Genomic DNA, 17,416 nt, shown 5'->3' on the forward strand with positions numbered 1-17,416 from the left:
TACAAATATTTACCCTGATCGGACTTGTTCAGCTTACAAGTGTAAGCTAAAGTGACAACCTGTAATCCCGTACTCACATTATTAAAAGACATGAGGTAATGAATGAAGCGTGCAGTCATCACTGGCCTGGGTATTGTTTCCAGTATTGGTAATAACCAGGAAGAAGTACTGGCTTCTCTGAAGGAAGGTCGTTCCGGGATCACTTTCTCAGAAGAATTCAAAGAGGCGGGGCTGCGTAGCCACGTCTGGGGTAATGTAAAAATGGATACTGACGGCTTGATTGACCGTAAGATCCGCCGTTTCATGAGTGATTGCTCCGTTTATGCCTACCTATCTATGGAACAGGCTATTAGTGATTCGGGCTTAACAGATGAACAGATTTCGAATTTACGCACGGGGTTAGTGGTTGGCTCAGGTGGCGGTTCTCCACGCAACCAAGTCGCTGGCTCTGACGGTATGCGTGCAAAAGGCCTTCGTGGTGTTGGCCCTTATATGGTGACTCGTGCAATGGCATCGGGTATCTCAGCTTGTCTAGCCACGCCATTTAAAATCAAAGGGGTGAACTACTCAATCAGTTCTGCTTGTTCAACATCTGCACACTGCATTGGTCATGCGGTAGAGTTGATCCAACTTGGCAAACAAGATGTTGTCTTTGCTGGTGGTGGTGAAGAACTGAGCTGGGAAATGACCTGTGAATTTGATGCCATGGGTGCATTGTCAACGAAGTACAATGAAACGCCAAGCAAAGCATCAAGAACTTACGATGTTGATCGTGATGGTTTCGTTATCGCTGGCGGCGGCGGTATTGTGGTTGTCGAAGAGTTAGAACATGCCTTAGCTCGTGGTGCTCATATCTATGCTGAAATCGTTGGTTATGGTGCGACTTCAGATGGTGCAGATATGGTTGCTCCTTCTGGTGAAGGTGCTGTGCGTTGTATGCAAATGGCGATGCAAAGTATTGAAGGCAAAGTCGATTATATCAATACTCATGGTACTTCTACGCCAGTCGGTGATACTAAAGAACTCGAAGCTATTCAAGAAGTCTTTGGCAGTGAATCACCAGCCATTTCAGCCACGAAAGCAATGACTGGGCACTCTTTAGGTGCAGCAGGGGTTCACGAAGCGATTTATAGCTTGTTGATGTTGGAACATGGTTTTATCGCACCAAGTATCAACGTAGAAACCTTGGATCCGAAAGCGGAAGGACTGAATATTGTCACTAAACCAACGGAACAAGCACTAGAGACCGTCATGTCAAACAGCTTTGGCTTTGGTGGAACGAATGCCACTTTAGTCATGAGTAAATATAAAGGCTAATTGAATCCTAGCTGACATGTATGAGATGAGAAAGCGAGAGTATAACGCTCTCGCTTTCTATTATTAGTCACTCCCACCGCCGCAGTCTCCTCCTCCTGAATCACCGCTAGAAAAGTTGTAATCATGACTTGAAGATGAATTATCTGAAGCGGTTGTCGCTGGAAGAGATTGATGACTTGATGAGGCAACCTTTTGTTGTGAACGAAAGATATTTTTTCTGATATCAATAATTTTAGATTTATCTTCAAGGATACCAATCGTAATGGTACTCACATTTTTATTGATACGTAGAATTAAGATGCCATTACAATAGATATAGATCTTTCCATCGGCTTTCACTAATAAAGTGCCATTATCATCTATCTCAGTGATGGTAGAAGGGAATTGACTACTGATTTGGTATCTATCATTTAATAGCGTTGCAAACTGATTATGACGAAGTGGTTTGGGCTGCCATTTTAATAAGGATTGCAATACGCTAACTAACATAGTGAAAATGATTCCATTCGAAATTATAGTCGACAATATTAAAGTATAAATCGAGACTAACAATAGAGTCACTCTCTGATTTTTTAAGTAAGTTCTCTATTTTTATATTGTGCTACTGCTTTAGAATAAAAAAAGCCCCTATATAAAGGGGCAATGTTTAGTCAAAAAGAGCGATATTGATTGTTGAGCGAATTTAAGAGTGTTCGCGGGTTGTCGCTTGATGTTGACGTTTTTTACGAATTAATTTCACGATAGGGGGTAACACAAGGACTAATACCGCCATCACGAGCAAACATTGAGAGATTGGGCTATTCCAGAGAATATTAAATTCGCCATTACTGATTGATAAAGAACGGCGTAAGCTTTGCTCAAGCATCTCCCCGAGAACGAAACCAAGGATTAAAGGGGATAATGGAAAATTCATTTTCCGTAGGATATAGCCAAAGACACCAAGCCCCATCATCAGAAGCAGATCGAATGTTGTACTATGCACAGCATACACGCCAACCGCGGATACCGTAGCGATTGCAGGCACTAAGAACCAAAGGGGCACGGTTAACATGCGGGTGAATAAACCGATTAATGGAATATTCATAACGAGTAAGACAATATTAGCGATCAGAAGCGCTGCAATTAATCCCCATACGATATCTGGCTGCTCAGTAAACATGCCAGGGCCTGGAGTAATATTATACAGTGTCAATGCGCCCATCATGACGGCAGTGGTTCCTGAACCGGGAACACCTAAAGTGAGCATGGGAATGAATGATCCACATGCAGAAGCATTATTTGCAGCCTCAGGTGCCGCGACACCACGTACATCACCGTTACCAAACTGACCATTTGCACCACTGATTTTTTTCTCTGTCATATAGGTGATAGCACTGGCAATGGTGGCACCAGCACCGGGGAGCACACCGACAAAGAAACCGACCAAAGAAGAACGTAAAGTTGGACCTGCACAGGCTTTAGCTTCTTTGCGGTTAAATAGCATGCGTCCTGTTTTGCGGATTAAACCTTGCCCTGTTGCAGTGCCTTCTAACATCAGCAGTATTTCGCTGACAGAGAATAGCCCAATCACCACAACAATAAATTGGATACCATCGGATAAGTTGACGCTATCAAAAGTAAAACGGTATTCGCCTGAGTTTGCATCGACGCCAACAGTAGCGAAGGCAAGACCAATTAAGGCTGCTAATAGCGATTTAATTGGATTCTGACTCATCATGCTGCCAAGACAGGCGATGGCAAACACCATGAGGGCAAAATATTCCGCGGGGCCAAACGCGAGAGCCCACTGGGCGAGTAGAGGGGCGAATAAAATGATCCCAAAGATAGCAATGGTTGAGCCAATAAATGAACTGACAGCAGAGATGGATAGCGCAACCCCACCTTTACCTTGCTTAGCCATTGGATAGCCATCAAGCGTTGTCATAATGGCGGCGGCATCGCCGGGGACGTTCAGTAAAATAGAAGAGATTCGGCCACCATATTCACAGCCTAAATACACCGTCGCTAATAATATTAAAGCTGACTCTGCGGGAAGTTTTAGCGCAAAGGCCAGTGGTAATAGGATGGCAACGCCATTGATAGGACCTAGCCCCGGTAACATGCCAACAACCGTGCCAATAAAGCAACCAATAAGTGCGATTAGCAAATTTTGTGGAATTAATGCAACTTCAAAACCTTGCGAAAGATACATCCAAGTTTCCATGGCTATCTCCTTAATTAAACAGGTTGCCAATAGGCAAGGTGACATCCAGTAATTTGTCGAAGGCATAGAATAGAACGACACCTAATATTGGGCCGGAAATGATGGCGGCTATGGGTGTCGCGCCAAACAACAGCGCAATACTGATCGTCAATAAACTGGTAGATAAAGGAAAGCCTAGCCACTCAAACACCCAAGCATAAATGACCAATGACAGGATGAGTAATACTAAGCGACGTAAAACATATGGCTTTGGCCATTCAATTGCTTCTTGTTTACCAAAAAGCAAGATGAAGGCACATAAAGCCATTAATGAAAGTATGGCTATCGGGAAAGGGCGGGGGCCCAGTGGTTCATAAGAAAACTCACTTTGGATCCCCCAGCCAATATAAAGACCGATACCACACAATATTAGCCAGACGATGGCAAATATGCGTTGGCTCATCAACGGCCTCCGTTATTTCGCTAAACCGAATGAACGAGCTTGTTCACGGTATTGTTCGATCTCTTCTTTGACATAGTTGTCAAGTTCTTGGCCGACTAAGTTGTATTCAAATAAACCACGTAGCTCGCGTTGTTTTTTGAATTCATCGGTTTGTTGTAATTTTTTGAAGGCTTCAACCCATTGGTTATAATCTTCATCCGACACTTTCGGTCCCATATAGAAACCACGAATAATTGGCCATTCGATGTCATAGCCTTGTTCTTTCGCTGTTGGGATATTTTCGAGGCCATCACCCAGGCGCTTGTCGGAATAAACGGCTAACACACGCACTTTGCCATCGTTAAGGTAAGGGGCCATTTCACTCATATCACCAGACATGACCTGAATGTGATTACCGAGTAAAGCGGTTAATGTTTCACCACCACCTTCAAAAGCGACATAACGCATTTTGCGTGGGTCAACATCGATTTGTTTTGCCAGTAACGCCGTCTTCATCCAATCTTGGCTACCAATTGAGCCACCAGCGCCAAAGACAATGCTATTCGGGTCTTTCTTGAAAGCGTCCATGAGTTCTTTCAGGTTTTTGTAAGGTGAATCTTCACGGACAGCGATCATGCCATAATCACTACCTACACTGGCAAGCCAGCGTACATCGTTTTCGTTATAACGACCGAATTTCCCTTGGGCGAGGTTCAGTAGCGATCCGCCGGAGAATGCCACAATGGTTCCTGGTTCAGCAGGGCGTTGAGCAACAATCGCATTATAGGCGACAGCACCAATTCCCCCTGGCATATAGGTCACTCGCATCGGTTTTTCGATTTCTTTGGTTTCCAACATGGAAACTTGAACCAACTTACATGTTAAATCAAATCCACCGCCCGGTTTTGCTGGTGCAATACATTCAGTGCGTTCAGGTAATGCTACCGCTTGATTAAGGCCAGCAAAGAAAAGTGCAGCAGCTAATGTGGTTAATGATATTTTTTTCATTCTTTATTTCCTCACGAAAAATCAGATAAAGAGAGACTTCATTGTTGTTTTTCTAATCATTATCATTGGCTAGTAAAGCTTTCATTTACCTTTCATTAACAAGTGAAGTTGTTTTTTTGTGATGTATATCAGATTGCTTATTATTTGTTATTTTAAATTGTTAATTTAATGTTAATTTGTGTTTATGGGTATTCTTGTGAACCAGCTTGAAAATATTGCACTTAAGCATTTCATTTCTCAGGGGTTAATGCGAACGTATATTTATCATGGGATGAATTGAGAGCATGGCAAATGAGGATATTATTAGTTGAAGACCATGATGAGTTGTCATTGTGGTTGCAAAAAGCACTGAGTGCGACAGGTTTTGCGGTTGATATTGCGAGTGATGGTGCAATTGCCGACCAGCTATTACAGACGGAAAGTTATTCGCTAGTCATATTGGATGTTTCTTTGCCCAGAATCAGTGGCTTAGATGTGCTCGCACAGATGAGAAAACGGGGCCAAGAGACCCCGGTGTTGTTGCTAACAGCAAACTCCGATGTCTCTGACAGAGTCAAAGGATTAAATGCGGGGGCGGATGATTATCTTACTAAACCTTTTGATTTATCTGAGCTAGAAGCACGGATCAGAGCGTTATTACGACGTAGCCAAGGGCAAGTTAATGAACCACAACGTTTTGGTTCACTTTGTTATCATGAAGAAGGGTATTTCTTAATAGGGTTAGAACCGTTAGCGTTAACGCCAAGAGAATTTGCCGTATTGAATACCTTGTTTCATCGTCGTGGACGGCCAGTGTCAAAGACACAATTATTTGAACAGGTGTTTTCATTATCAGAGGAAGCCAATTTACAGAGTATTGAACTCTATGTGCATCGTGTAAGAAAAAAACTCTCGGGAACCGATGTCAATATCAATACGCTTCGCGGATTAGGATACCGATTAGAGCAGTGTAGTGTATGAAATTAGTCTCTCATCCACGCTCTCTCTTTCATCAGTTGCTGCTCTTCTTCGGTATCCCACTCATTGTATTAGGGGGATTTACAGTATATACCCACTACTACAGTGCAAAAAATGCAGCTAACCAAGCATACGACAGAACCTTGCTCGCATCGGCACGTACTGTTGCAGAGCGATTAAAAGTAGAAAATGGTCATTTGATTGTTGATGTCCCGTATGTTGTTTTAGACAGTTTTGAACGTAATATTAATGACCGTCTGTTTTATCAAGTGATTGAACCTAATGGGAAGACTATTTCAGGCTATGATGATTTACCTGAGATCCCACCGAATTGGATGCGTTCTCAACACTATACAGCGCTTGTCTATTTTTATGATGCCGAATATAAAGGCTTACCTATCCGAGTTGCCACGTTTTACCAACCAGTTAATGAAGGTGGGATGATGGGGATGGTGCAGATCCGTGTTGCCGAAACGGTTTCTTCACGTCATGAATTTGCTAGACAATTATTAATATCCTCGTTAATGAGCCAAGGTACCGTCGTTTTTCTCACCTTAGTATTAGCGTATTTACTACTTAGTAAGTTATTAACACCATTGAAAAATCTATCTCAATTGATGATGGGACGTTCGGCTAATGATTTAACGCCATTCCCTGATATTTTGCCATGGTCAGAGTTATCACCGCTTGTTGATGCATTAAATCGCTATATTGAAAGGCTTAAAAGAATGGTAAAGCGACAAGAGCGCTTTAGCGCGGATGCTTCACACCAATTAAAAACGCCTTTAACCGTCTTAAAAACACAGGTTTCGGTGGCGCTGAATAGTGATGATGAACAGCAGCGGCAGCAAAGCTTGCAGGCTATAAACAACACCTTAGACAGCACGATTATATTAACGGATCGCTTATTACAGTTAGCGCGTTTAAAAGCGCACGAAAAAGAAGCGATTCGTCAATATAGTGCAATTAACTTAGTTGAATTAGCCCAACAAGCCTGTTTTACTCGCTTAGGGCAAGCGGAAAGTAAAGGAATTGATCTTGGTTATGAAGGCGAAGAGCAATCATGGATTAAAGGAGAGCCGATATTATTGGCAGAAATGTGTGCGAATCTCATCGATAATGCCATTAAATATACCCCTGATAACGGTATTGTGACTGTTCGGGTGTCATTGAGTGAAGATAACAAGTACACCATATTAGAAGTGGAAGACTCAGGACCGGGTATACCAGATAAAAAAATTAACCGTTCAATGGAAGCATTTACTCGTCTTAATAATGCATTGAGTCTTGAAGGCTCAGGGTTAGGACTGGCTCTAGTGAAAGACATTGCCATTTACCATGGTACAGAATTACAACTTTTGAAAGGAAACGAGCTAGGTGGATTATTAGCCCGAGTTGTTTTTCAAACCAGTAAAGAGCTGGGCAAAAAATAATACAAATGTTATTGAGAATGTTTGTCTGATTTTTAGCGAAAATAGCCAATGAATTAGGGGGAGAGTTTCCCCCTAATCGTGAAAGTTCTATTTGTTTATTTGTTTAAAATCCCACTCTTCTAATGCTTTTATTGCATGGGGAACTTTATATTTCGCGGCTAACTGTAGGTAGTCATAGGCTTTTTGCTGGTCTTCTTTACTTTTTGAACCGACTAAACCATGGTAATACAATTCTGCGAGTTTATATTTTGCTAAAGCATGATGTATGCCTTGTTCTAAATCAGTCATTGCATAATATTGGGCGGCACGAGCGTAATCTGTCTCGATACCATCTCTCTCAAAATAGAGTAAATCGCCTGCCAGATGAGCCGTGTTACTGTCATTCAACTTAGCCCCTAGGTCAAAATAATAGAGCGCCTTTTGAACATCTTTTGGAAAATTAAGGTCATCTTCATTTAGATAGAGATGGCCAAGCGCATTGTAGGCATCCGCGTTACCGTTTTTACCTGATAACTCATAATAGTAAACAACTTTCACGGGATCGAAAGGTGCTTGGGTACCTCGTGCATAAATGATGGCTAATGAATAAGCCGCGGAGGCGTCACCTGTTTCTGCTTTCTGCTGTTTGTCGATAATTTCATCTCGATAATCACCATACTGCTGTTCATTTTGTTGATGCTCATATTCAGCTTTAACGGCTTCGCGTTCGGTATCAGAGAGAGTATTAAGCAATTTTATCTCAGGGATATCTTTCCCAGCCATTAAGCCATAATAATAAACTTTTTTAGCATCACCTTTTTCAAGATAAGCATCATAAAGCTTATTGATAGCTTGATGACCACGGTATTCTAAAGAGGTTTCATACCATTTAATCGCAGTATCAAGATCTTTTTTAACACCACAGTTTCCATAAAAATAGACATCACCTAGTTTATTTATAAGTGCACTAGGGCCGTCCGTGTGGTAATAATCATTGCCTGAGAAATGACTTTTTTCTAACCATTGAGTTAAATACAACGTCGCAGCATTTTCATCAAAACGTTTGTTTTGACAATTCTCATTAGAAAAACTGGCTTGATATAAGTATTCCATTGCTGTCGGATAGCCTTTTTCATAAGCCATTTTTAGGTAACCTAATGCCTTCTCCGGATCGCGTTTATTATAATAGTCGTATAACTGTATCAGTGCTTGATTGCGTTGAGCTGCTTCATCTTCTAATAGGGCTAGGTAGCGCTGATTATCACTTGGGTGTAGTTGCTGATTATTTTTATCACTAATCCCCTGATGATAAAGCGTACTTAAATAGTCAAAAGCAGACTGTGATATTTGCGTATCGCTCGATTTTAAACCTTGATTAAGGTATTTAATCGCTGTTTGGTATTGCTCAGAATATGTTTTTATCTCGGCATTATTCAAATCAAACCAAGCTAGCTGAACTTGTGAATAGATATCACCTTTTTCGGCGCCCTGTTGGTAAAGTTGATATTTTGTCTCATAATCATCCCTCTCTAATAGCTTATCAAGGTATGGAATAGCACGTACATCACCAGCATCAACGCTTTTGCGATACCATATTTGGGCGGCTTGGCTTTGCATATTATCTTGATACCAATTAGCTATATTAAAATAGGCTTTAGTATCACCATTTAGGGCGGGGGATACGGTGGTATTAAAGAATTTAATACTGTCAGCAGCATGTTCTGAATTTGGATATTTATTTAACCAGATAATTGCGTCTTGCCAATTAGGAAGTAACAGCCACTTTTTTTCCTCATGATCATAATAACCATTCTGGAGTAGGCTTATATACTGATTAATTGCTTGCTCATGGTTTTCGTTAGCCGCTTGTTCAAAATAATAAACGGCTTTTTCAATATCGCGTTTTGTGCCAAAACCGTATAAATACGCATTAGCAAGTTCATATTTGGCTAATAGACTATCATCTATCACATTGAGATAAATATCAAAATTGTCCATTAATTTGATATCATAGTCTCCTATTTCACCTGCGGCTTGATAATATTTTCGAGCTTTGGAGCGATCGATATTAACCAGTTTGCTACCGGTTAAATATTGTTTGGCTAATTTATCAGCGTATTCTTGATTACCTAATTGAATGAGTTGCTGGTAATAACCAAGTACTTTGTTCTGGTTTTTTTCAAGCAGATCGTTTTTAGTGTAAAAGTGAATGCTGTCTATTAATGCTTGCTGATGATCACGCTGTGCACTGGCAGCGAGATATTTCAGCCAAATTTGTTGATTCGGATTCTGCCCATATTGACCTTTTTTATAGGCATTCGCGAGTTTATAGAGTGCATCACTATCACCGTGATTGGCTTTTTCGAGTAATTGAGTGAAATCACGATGGTCGGTTTTAATTCTTTTAAGTTGTGATGCCATATGGCTATTAGCAGGCGTTTTGATGCTAAAGTAATAAGATATCGCTTTTTCATAATCAGGATTGATGCCATATAGGCCTTTTTGGTAAATTTCACCGAGTTTAAATAAACATGTGTTACTTCCTAAATCCGCGCACTTTTGGTACCACGTCACTAAATCTTTCTGAGTTAAGCCCGTCAGGGACATAAACTTTGTCTTGTTATAAGGCTGACTATTTTGATAGTTAATGTCATCAAGGTTATGGATAATATAGATGGTGGCATCAATACTCCCCAAGTCTGAAGCCTGTAAAAGCAGATTGAAATAGGTTTTAAGTTCACTCTCTGTTGCTGAACTGATATCTTGAATTTTGGCAAGATGATTTATTGCATATAAATAAGTGATATGTGCATCTTTTCCTACTAATGATTCAACAAGTGCTGTTGCTTCGGCATTGTGCTCATTCAATGCAAAGGCGATAACCAATTCTTGGGCTTTTGGATGATGCATACCGTAATTAAATAAGAGGGCATATGCATCGTGAAGCTCTTTTTCATTCAGTGAACGATCATATTTGTGGTATTCGAAAGCATTAATAACCTGTTTTAAGGCTGCCTCTTCTTGTCCAGTTTGGTATTTTAATAATGCGTTTGCATAATGGAGCGCGGCTTTGCCGGAGTATTTACTGGTCACTTCATAAAGTTGAAAAGCTAGCGCGTGATTTTTTTGTGGATCCTGTTGAAGTAAGTAGTCGGCGTAATAGTAGCCTAATTTTGATAAATAGGGTGGATTGGCATCCTCTTTCAAAAGTGAAAGGATAAACTGTTCATCTAGGCCATTAACGGGTTGTTCATCATAATAAAGTTGTACTAATTTAATGCTCGCTATATTTTTTTCTGGCTTAAGAGTTAAGCTTTGTTTAAAGAGAGCAACCGCCTTGGTGAGATCTTTTTGGGTACCAATCGCATTGGCATATTTATCAGCTAATTGATTGATAATATCGGGTTCAGATGAGTAATCTCGAGCTTTTGCATTGAGTTCAAAAGATATTTTAGGATCATAAAGGTCAGTGCGTTTATTACCGTACACGCCACTTGCGGTGATGAGCATTTCCGCTGAGCTTGGAAACTGATTGAGCCCTTCAAGCGTATATTTTGTGACAATGGCATTCAGTTCTTTATTCGGAAAATGGTAGTGATTAAGCGAGTGATTAATTAAATCAAGGATTGCATCTAAATTTCCCAAATCAGCGGATATGGCGAGATATTTATCAGCGAGTTCTCGATTAGTTTTAAAATGAATATCGTGAATATGACCAGAATATATCTGGTAGAGCTGAGAGACGGCATCTGGATAGTTTGCATTAGCGGCATCAATAAGGTATTGCGGTTCTGACTTTGTCATTACATAGTGTAGGTAGAGGGCTTTTGGCGATTTTTTCTCGATTAAAGGTTGTAAATACTCGATAGCTTTAAGAAGATCTTTATGAAAACCATCGCCAGAGTAGAACCTTTCAAACAGCGTATAATAGGCACTGTCATCACCTTCAGCAGCACGCTGTTCAAGTTGCTGGCGTTGCCTATTTTGCTCTTTAGGAGTGAGATAACCCTGTACAGAGAGGGGAGCGGCTTCTAAATATAATTGATTAAAATCGAAGTATTGCATAGCATCTTGGATACTTTGTTCATATTTATCAGCAAGCTGTATATTTTTTTCTATGCCATAACCCCCCTCTCGATAAATGTGTGAGAGCAATAGCGCGGCGATAGCGAAGTTATCCTTTATCAAAGGCTCCAATAGACTCACGGCTTTTTGATAATCCTTATCATATTGGTAAGCGATACCCGCATTACCATATTTGGCGAGCCGTGAGCCTTGTTGACTTGCTTGCGTAAAATAATATCGAGCAAGTTCATAATCTTTTTTAATCTGTGTATGTTGGTTATCGAGGTAAATTATTCCTAATAGTTCTTGAGCATTTAATACCCCAAGGTCAGCGGCTTTATTTAATGATGTCAGTCCATATAAATCATTCGGGGTGTCAGCTATTTGTTTGTAATAACGAAAATAGCCTAAATTGTACAAGGCACTAGGATTATTTTGATCAGCAGATTTGATTAGCCATTCTATCGCCAGTGGTTTATTTTGGGCTGTACCAATACCATTCCAGTACATCATTGCAAGACTAAACGCAGACTGTGGGTCACTGTGTGCCCGCTGATTAAAATATTTAAATGCTGAGGCAAAATCCCCATCATAATATAATTGGTAACCCATCTGAGCGGAATGAGTTGCCTTTTTTTGAATTAAATGCAGCCCTGAAATAACAAAAATAGCAATGAATACAATCAACACAATTTTAACGCGTTTAGTCATTATTATTCCTATTGTGACTGATCTTTATTCACGAACAGAAAAATTCTATTTAAATATCAGCCTGTCATATTTGGTTTAATGAATTTAGGTCTAACTAAAAAAAGAACGCTATATTAAGTGAAATTTTCATTCAAGGATAAACCATTGATGCTGATTTATTATGGACAAATATCATAAAATGATAAAAGAAAGGACCAAGGAAGTGAGTGGCTAAGAATATGTTGATTGAAAAACATAGCCCCACAAGTGTGGGGCATATGAATTACGACATTGCATTGCTTGAGGTTTAATTTTACTGCTAGGTATCGTTTAAGCAATCTTTTTCCTGCTCAATTTTTTTCTTGCTTTTGAAAAGCTGTGTCAGCGGTGTACGTAGCTGTTGGGCAAGCATGACACCCAATAACACAATTCCACCGCCAATCAGATGGTAGCTCTTCAGTTCTTCACCGAGGGCAAAGATGGCAATAATAGCTGTAAATACAGGGGCTAAGTTCATAAAAATTGAGGTTGTATTTGCCCCTAAACGCATCACACCTTGGATCCATAATGCTGGTGCAAGAATAGAAGCGGCAATCCCTGCAAAAGCAACTAGGCCGATATTATGACGATTCAAAGTCACGTCGTCGGCTAATAAAAAGTTTGGTATCAACAAAATAACACCAAAGAAAACCTGAACGTAAAGTGAATCCCAGCTCGATAATTGAATCGCCCAACGTTTAGTCAATACGCCATAGAGTGCATAGGCAGCGGAGGCGATGAGCATTAATAATTCACCAGTGCCTAAACCTTGAGAAAAGAGAGCGGCTGGATTGCCTTGGCTGACTAACCAAGTAAGGCCAGCGAGTGATAATAAAGTACCGATAAAAATCCCAACCGTTGGAATAACACGGAGTACAAAAATACTAATTACCACGGTAAGTAATGGGATCAGGGAATTCATAATCCCCATAAAGGTCGCACTGACAGTATGAGCCGCATAATACGCTAAGCTTTGATAGAGCATCATACCAAGGGCACCTAAAATCGCTAATTGCCACCAATGCTTTTTCACGGTTTTCCAGTTTCGTAGCACTGAACGTAAGACAAAGGGGGTCATGACAAGCAGCGCCAACGCCCAACGGTAAAAGGATATTGCGGCAGGATCGATAGCAGTTGCCGCGGCTTTATTCACTATCGCATTCATTGACCAAAGTAAAACCGCAATCAGCGGAAATAATAAATTTTTCATTAACAGCTTCTCCCTAATGAGTGGTGCTAGTATACCTTTGTCAGATTTTTTATATATACTGATAACCAGACATTCGATAACGGTTTTCAGACAACATCTATGCAACAAATGCAAAAATCACCAACAAGGCTTATTAGTGAGTGCAATATTATTGAACCTTCCTTTATTGCCTTACGCCATGAACAAATAGATACGCAGAGTGAATATAAATCTCACGCTCATCCGTTTGGTCAATTGTTATATGTGGTATGTGGGATCATGGAAATGGAGATTGAAGGAAAACACTATCTTGCCCCACCCGAATTTTGTGTGTGGATCCCTGCTAATACGCAACACGCAAGTTTTAATAAACAGAGTGTGAAATTTCGCATTATCGATTTTGCACAACGTTTCAGTGAGAAACTGTCATCGCGTGCTTGTGTTATCAAGTTAAGCCCCATTTTTCAAACGATTATGAGTGACCTTTATCAAAGAGGCGTGGTTGAACCTCAAACGGATGAAGATATTCGTTTAGCAAGTGTATTAATTGATCAGTTTTCGATTTCGCCATGCCAAGAAACGTATCTTCCTATCACAAAAGATAAATTTTTATCTCCAATCTTAGATGCTTTACAAAAAGATCCGGCAGATAACTCAACATTGGCGGATTGGGCTAAACGCAGTTATACCTCAGAACGCACATTATCACGTCGATGTCAGCAAGAGTTGGGGATGTCATTTAGTGAATGGCGGCAGCGGTTACGCTATTTACATGCGGTATCTGCACTAGAGCAAGGTAAAAGCGTGCATGAAGTCGCACTGGATGTTGGCTACAGCTCGGCTTCGGCATTTATTGCGATGTTTCAACAAATATCAGGAGTGACACCAGACCGTTTTCGAGCCAAAGATGAATGAAACACAAGTAATCGTTCATAGGCAATAGACTCGGAACGTGGCAAAATACGCGGTCATAAAATGAAACAACCATAAAATAATTTGTTCGTTGAGAATGGTACGAATAAAGATATTGGGGCTAATTAAGTGAAAATTTTGGTTGATGAGAACATGCCATATGCTCAGCAGTTGTTTAGTAAGCTGGGTGAGGTTAAAGCTGTACCGGGTCGTCCAGTACCTGAAGCGGAATTGCTGGACGCGGATGCATTAATGGTTCGTTCGATTACAAAAGTGAATCGTGCGTTATTGAATGAAACGCCAGTAAAATTTGTTGGTACTGCCACGGCCGGTTTCGACCATGTCGACACGGCATGGCTTAATGAAGCCAATATCGCATTTTCGTCAGCACCGGGCTGTAATGCGATTGCGGTTGTGGAATATGTTTTTTCGGCACTGCTGATGTTAGCTGAGCGTGATCATTTTGATTTACGTGACAAAACGGTAGGAATTATTGGGGTCGGAAATGTTGGAGGTCGCCTAGCTCAGCGATTATCGGCTTGGGGGGTCAAAACACTATTGTGTGATCCTCCCCGCGCGAGAAGTGGAGACACAGGAGACTTTTTACCTTTAGAAACCGTGTTGAATGAAGCAGATGTACTGACATTCCACACACCGCTGAATATGGATGGCGCCGATAAGACATACCATTTAATGGAGGCTCAGCGTTTATCTCATTTACGTGACGGCACCATTTTAATTAATGCTAGCCGTGGTGAAGTAGTTGATAATCAAGCCTTATTAGCTTTGTTAAAGCAAGGCAAAAAAATAAGTGTCGTGTTAGATGTATGGGAGCCTGAACCTAATCTGGATACAGAATTATTGCAGTGGGTTGACATCGGCACACCGCATATTGCCGGCTATACTCTTGAAGGTAAAGCCCGCGGTACCACGCAAGTCTATGAAGCTTATTGCCAATTTTTGGGGCAGCCGGATAGTATTGCACTGGCGTCGCTACTACCTATTCCTGAAATGAGTGCTATCACTTTTCAGGGTAAATTAACGCAAAGCCAACTCAAAAGGTTGGTGCATCTGGTGTATGATGTGCGTCGTGATGACGCAGCATTACGTGAAGTCGCCGCAATACCTGGTGAATTTGACAAGCTACGAAAACACTACCAAGAACGTCGTGAATGGTTATCTTTGGCAGTCAGTTGTGATGATCCACAAACGGTATCTCAATTAACCGCACTGGGTTTTAATGCACATTTGATTAAGTGATCTTCTTAAATATTACGAGAAAGGGGTATATTGCCTTTCATTTAATACGTATGGATGATTTCATTTAATAGTTATATTTTTTGGAGAAACAGCAATGACTGAAGGTTGGAATATTGCGTTATTAGGCGCCACCGGTGCTGTTGGTGAAGCTATTTTAGCACTATTACAAGAACGCGAATTTCCTGTTGGCGAATTACATCTGTTAGCGAGCGAACGAACGGCTGGGGAGAGCATTCGTTTTAATAGTAAAAGCTACAGGGTGCAAGATGCTGCCGATTTTGATTGGTCACAAGCTCAAATTGCTTTCTTTGTTGCTGGGGAAGAAGCGAGTTTGCGATATGCAGAGCTTGCTGCACAAGAAGGCTGTATTGTGATTGATGCGAGTGGTGTATTTGCACTTGAGCCAGATGTGCCGTTAGTGGTTCCCGGCGTCAATCCACATGTTCTTGCGGATTATCGCAACCGAAATATTATTTCGTTAGCAGATAGCTATGTCAGTCAATTATTAAGTGCGATCAAACCATTGATTGAGGCCGCAGGCCTTGGACGTATCACGTTAACTAACATGCTGTCTGTTTCTTCTTATGGTAAAGCGGCGGTGGATGAGTTGGCGGGACAAAGTGCACGTTTGTTAAATGGTATCCCAGCGGAAGAGGGGCGATTTAATAAACAATTAGCATTTAATATGCTGCCAATGCTGGCGGATACCGCAGGGAGTGTGCAACAAGAGCGCCGTTTGGTCGATCAAGTACGTAAAATTTTGCAAGATGAAGGGATCCCTGTTGCGGTGAGCTTTATCCAGTCTCCTGTATTCTATGGAAATGCACAGGTGGTATATCTGGAGACATTACGTCCGGTAGGTGTTGAAGAAGCTCAAGATGAACTTGAACGTTTTGAGGATATTCAGGTCTCAGAGGAGGGGGATTACCCGACTCAGGTGACTGAAGCTTCTGGTAATCATTACTTAAGCATTGGCTGTATCCGTAACGATTATGGTATGCCTGAAATTTTACAGTTTTGGTCTGTTGCCGATAATGTACGCTTTGGTGGTGCATTAATGGCCGTTGAAACCGCTGAAAAGCTGGCTCAGGAGCTGTTTTACTGATGTCAGATTCAACGCAGTTGTCTCGTATTGCATTAGGCATCGAATACAATGGTAGTCGTTATTATGGGTGGCAACGTCAACAAGAGGTAAAGAGCGTTCAAGGTTGCCTTGAAGAAGCGTTATCGAAAGTAGCGAACCATCCTATTCATGTATTTTGTGCAGGCCGTACAGATGCAGGTGTGCATGCAACGGGGCAAGTGGTGCATTTTGATTCACCTGTCATTCGCAAAGAAGCTGCTTGGACAATGGGGGTAAATACCCATTTGCCAGAGGATATTGCGGTTCGTTGGTGTCAGCCTGTTGATGACGAATTTCATGCAAGGTTTAGCGCGACGGCACGCCGCTACCGTTATGTGATTTTCAATCATCGTTATCGCCCTGCCATTTTATCGAGTGGAGTCACGCATTTTCACTATCCACTTGATGAAAAAAGAATGCATGAAGCGGCACAAGCTCTACTGGGAGAAAATGATTTTACGTCCTTTAGAGCAGTGCAGTGCCAATCACGAACCCCTTGGCGTAACGTGATGCATGTGCAAGTGACTCGCCACGGCAATTATGTTGTGGTGGATATTAAAGCAAATGCTTTTGTGCACCATATGGTCAGAAATATTGTGGGAAGTTTGCTGGAGATTGGTTGCGGAAATCAGGATATTAACTGGATGGCTGAATTGCTAGAACTTAAAGACAGAACAAAAGCCGCAGCGACTGCGAAGGCTGATGGTTTGTATTTAGTTGCAGTGGATTATCCTGAAAAATTTGCCTTGCCTCAAAATACCATGGGGCCGGTTTTCTTAGCAGACGAACTGATGTAAATCTAATTTTATACATAGCACGG

The 17,416-nt window shown here is 41.2% G+C and carries 13 protein-coding genes; 7 read left to right on the plus strand and 6 right to left on the minus strand.

The window, feature by feature from the left end:
* The first annotated feature begins 102 nt into the window (after positions 1-102).
* Positions 103-1,317 (plus strand): beta-ketoacyl-ACP synthase I, encoded by a 1,215-nt coding sequence (gene fabB / locus M1F03_RS08080; RefSeq protein WP_163861098.1) that lies wholly within the window; start codon positions 103-105, stop codon positions 1,315-1,317.
* 63 nt (positions 1,318-1,380) lie between these two features.
* On the opposite strand, the gene M1F03_RS08085 is transcribed toward fabB, so the two are convergent.
* The 4 genes from M1F03_RS08085 to M1F03_RS08100 all read right to left on the minus strand — a co-directional run bounded on the left by M1F03_RS08085 (position 1,381) and on the right by M1F03_RS08100 (position 4,949).
* Positions 1,381-1,806 carry a hypothetical protein gene (locus M1F03_RS08085; RefSeq protein ID WP_251463992.1) on the minus strand — a complete coding sequence of 142 codons (426 nt, stop codon included), beginning with the start codon at positions 1,804-1,806 and terminating at the stop codon, positions 1,381-1,383.
* Positions 1,807-1,999: 193 nt separating this feature from the next.
* On the minus strand, positions 2,000-3,520 hold the full coding sequence (locus M1F03_RS08090; protein WP_272661221.1) for a tripartite tricarboxylate transporter permease: 1,521 nt from the start codon (positions 3,518-3,520) through the stop codon (positions 2,000-2,002).
* Positions 3,521-3,530: 10 nt separating this feature from the next.
* Positions 3,531-3,962 carry a tripartite tricarboxylate transporter TctB family protein gene (locus M1F03_RS08095; protein WP_163861100.1) on the minus strand — a complete coding sequence of 144 codons (432 nt, stop codon included), beginning with the start codon at positions 3,960-3,962 and terminating at the stop codon, positions 3,531-3,533.
* Between the two features lie 12 nt (positions 3,963-3,974).
* Entirely contained in the window at positions 3,975-4,949 is a 975-nt protein-coding gene (locus M1F03_RS08100; protein ID WP_163861102.1) for a Bug family tripartite tricarboxylate transporter substrate binding protein, read from the minus strand.
* 291 nt (positions 4,950-5,240) lie between these two features.
* Between M1F03_RS08100 and tctD the strand changes: the two genes are divergently transcribed.
* Both tctD and M1F03_RS08110 read left to right on the plus strand, forming a co-directional pair.
* A complete protein-coding gene (tctD, locus tag M1F03_RS08105; protein WP_154624017.1) occupies positions 5,241-5,909 on the plus strand; it encodes a transcriptional regulator TctD in 669 nt (222 codons plus the stop codon).
* The gene (locus tag M1F03_RS08110; RefSeq protein ID WP_163861103.1) at positions 5,906-7,339 is read left to right on the plus strand and encodes a sensor histidine kinase; all 1,434 of its coding nucleotides are present in this window, start codon (positions 5,906-5,908) and stop codon (positions 7,337-7,339) included. The genes tctD and M1F03_RS08110 overlap by 4 nt, the downstream gene beginning before the upstream one ends.
* A gap of 87 nt (positions 7,340-7,426) precedes the next feature.
* Here M1F03_RS08110 and M1F03_RS08115 read toward each other — a convergent pair whose 3' ends face one another.
* Together M1F03_RS08115 and M1F03_RS08120 are read right to left on the minus strand one after the other, a co-directional pair.
* On the minus strand, positions 7,427-12,094 hold the full coding sequence (locus M1F03_RS08115; protein ID WP_251463996.1) for a tetratricopeptide repeat protein: 4,668 nt from the start codon (positions 12,092-12,094) through the stop codon (positions 7,427-7,429).
* Positions 12,095-12,392: 298 nt separating this feature from the next.
* Positions 12,393-13,322, minus strand: a complete 930-nt coding sequence (locus M1F03_RS08120) for a DMT family transporter (RefSeq protein ID WP_154624020.1) — start codon at positions 13,320-13,322, stop codon at positions 12,393-12,395.
* 99 nt (positions 13,323-13,421) lie between these two features.
* On the opposite strand from M1F03_RS08120, the gene M1F03_RS08125 reads away from it, so the two are divergent.
* The 4 genes from M1F03_RS08125 (at position 13,422) to truA (ending at position 17,393) form a co-directional block, all read left to right on the plus strand.
* On the plus strand, positions 13,422-14,216 hold the full coding sequence (locus M1F03_RS08125) for an AraC family transcriptional regulator (RefSeq protein ID WP_154624021.1): 795 nt from the start codon (positions 13,422-13,424) through the stop codon (positions 14,214-14,216).
* A 126-nt stretch (positions 14,217-14,342) separates the two neighbouring features.
* A complete protein-coding gene (gene pdxB, locus M1F03_RS08130) occupies positions 14,343-15,473 on the plus strand; it encodes a 4-phosphoerythronate dehydrogenase PdxB (protein WP_251463998.1) in 1,131 nt (376 codons plus the stop codon).
* Between the two features lie 94 nt (positions 15,474-15,567).
* Positions 15,568-16,578: an aspartate-semialdehyde dehydrogenase gene (locus tag M1F03_RS08135; protein WP_154624022.1), complete on the plus strand. Its 1,011-nt coding sequence runs from the start codon at positions 15,568-15,570 to the stop codon at positions 16,576-16,578.
* Complete coding sequence (truA, locus tag M1F03_RS08140) at positions 16,578-17,393, plus strand: tRNA pseudouridine(38-40) synthase TruA (RefSeq protein ID WP_154624023.1); 816 nt, start codon at positions 16,578-16,580, stop codon at positions 17,391-17,393. The genes M1F03_RS08135 and truA overlap by 1 nt, the downstream gene beginning before the upstream one ends.
* The last annotated feature ends 23 nt before the right edge of the window (positions 17,394-17,416 follow it).

The organism is Providencia sp. PROV080 (genome assembly GCF_033688105.1).
In the GTDB taxonomy this organism is placed as follows: Bacteria; Pseudomonadota; Gammaproteobacteria; order Enterobacterales; family Enterobacteriaceae; genus Providencia; species Providencia zhejiangensis.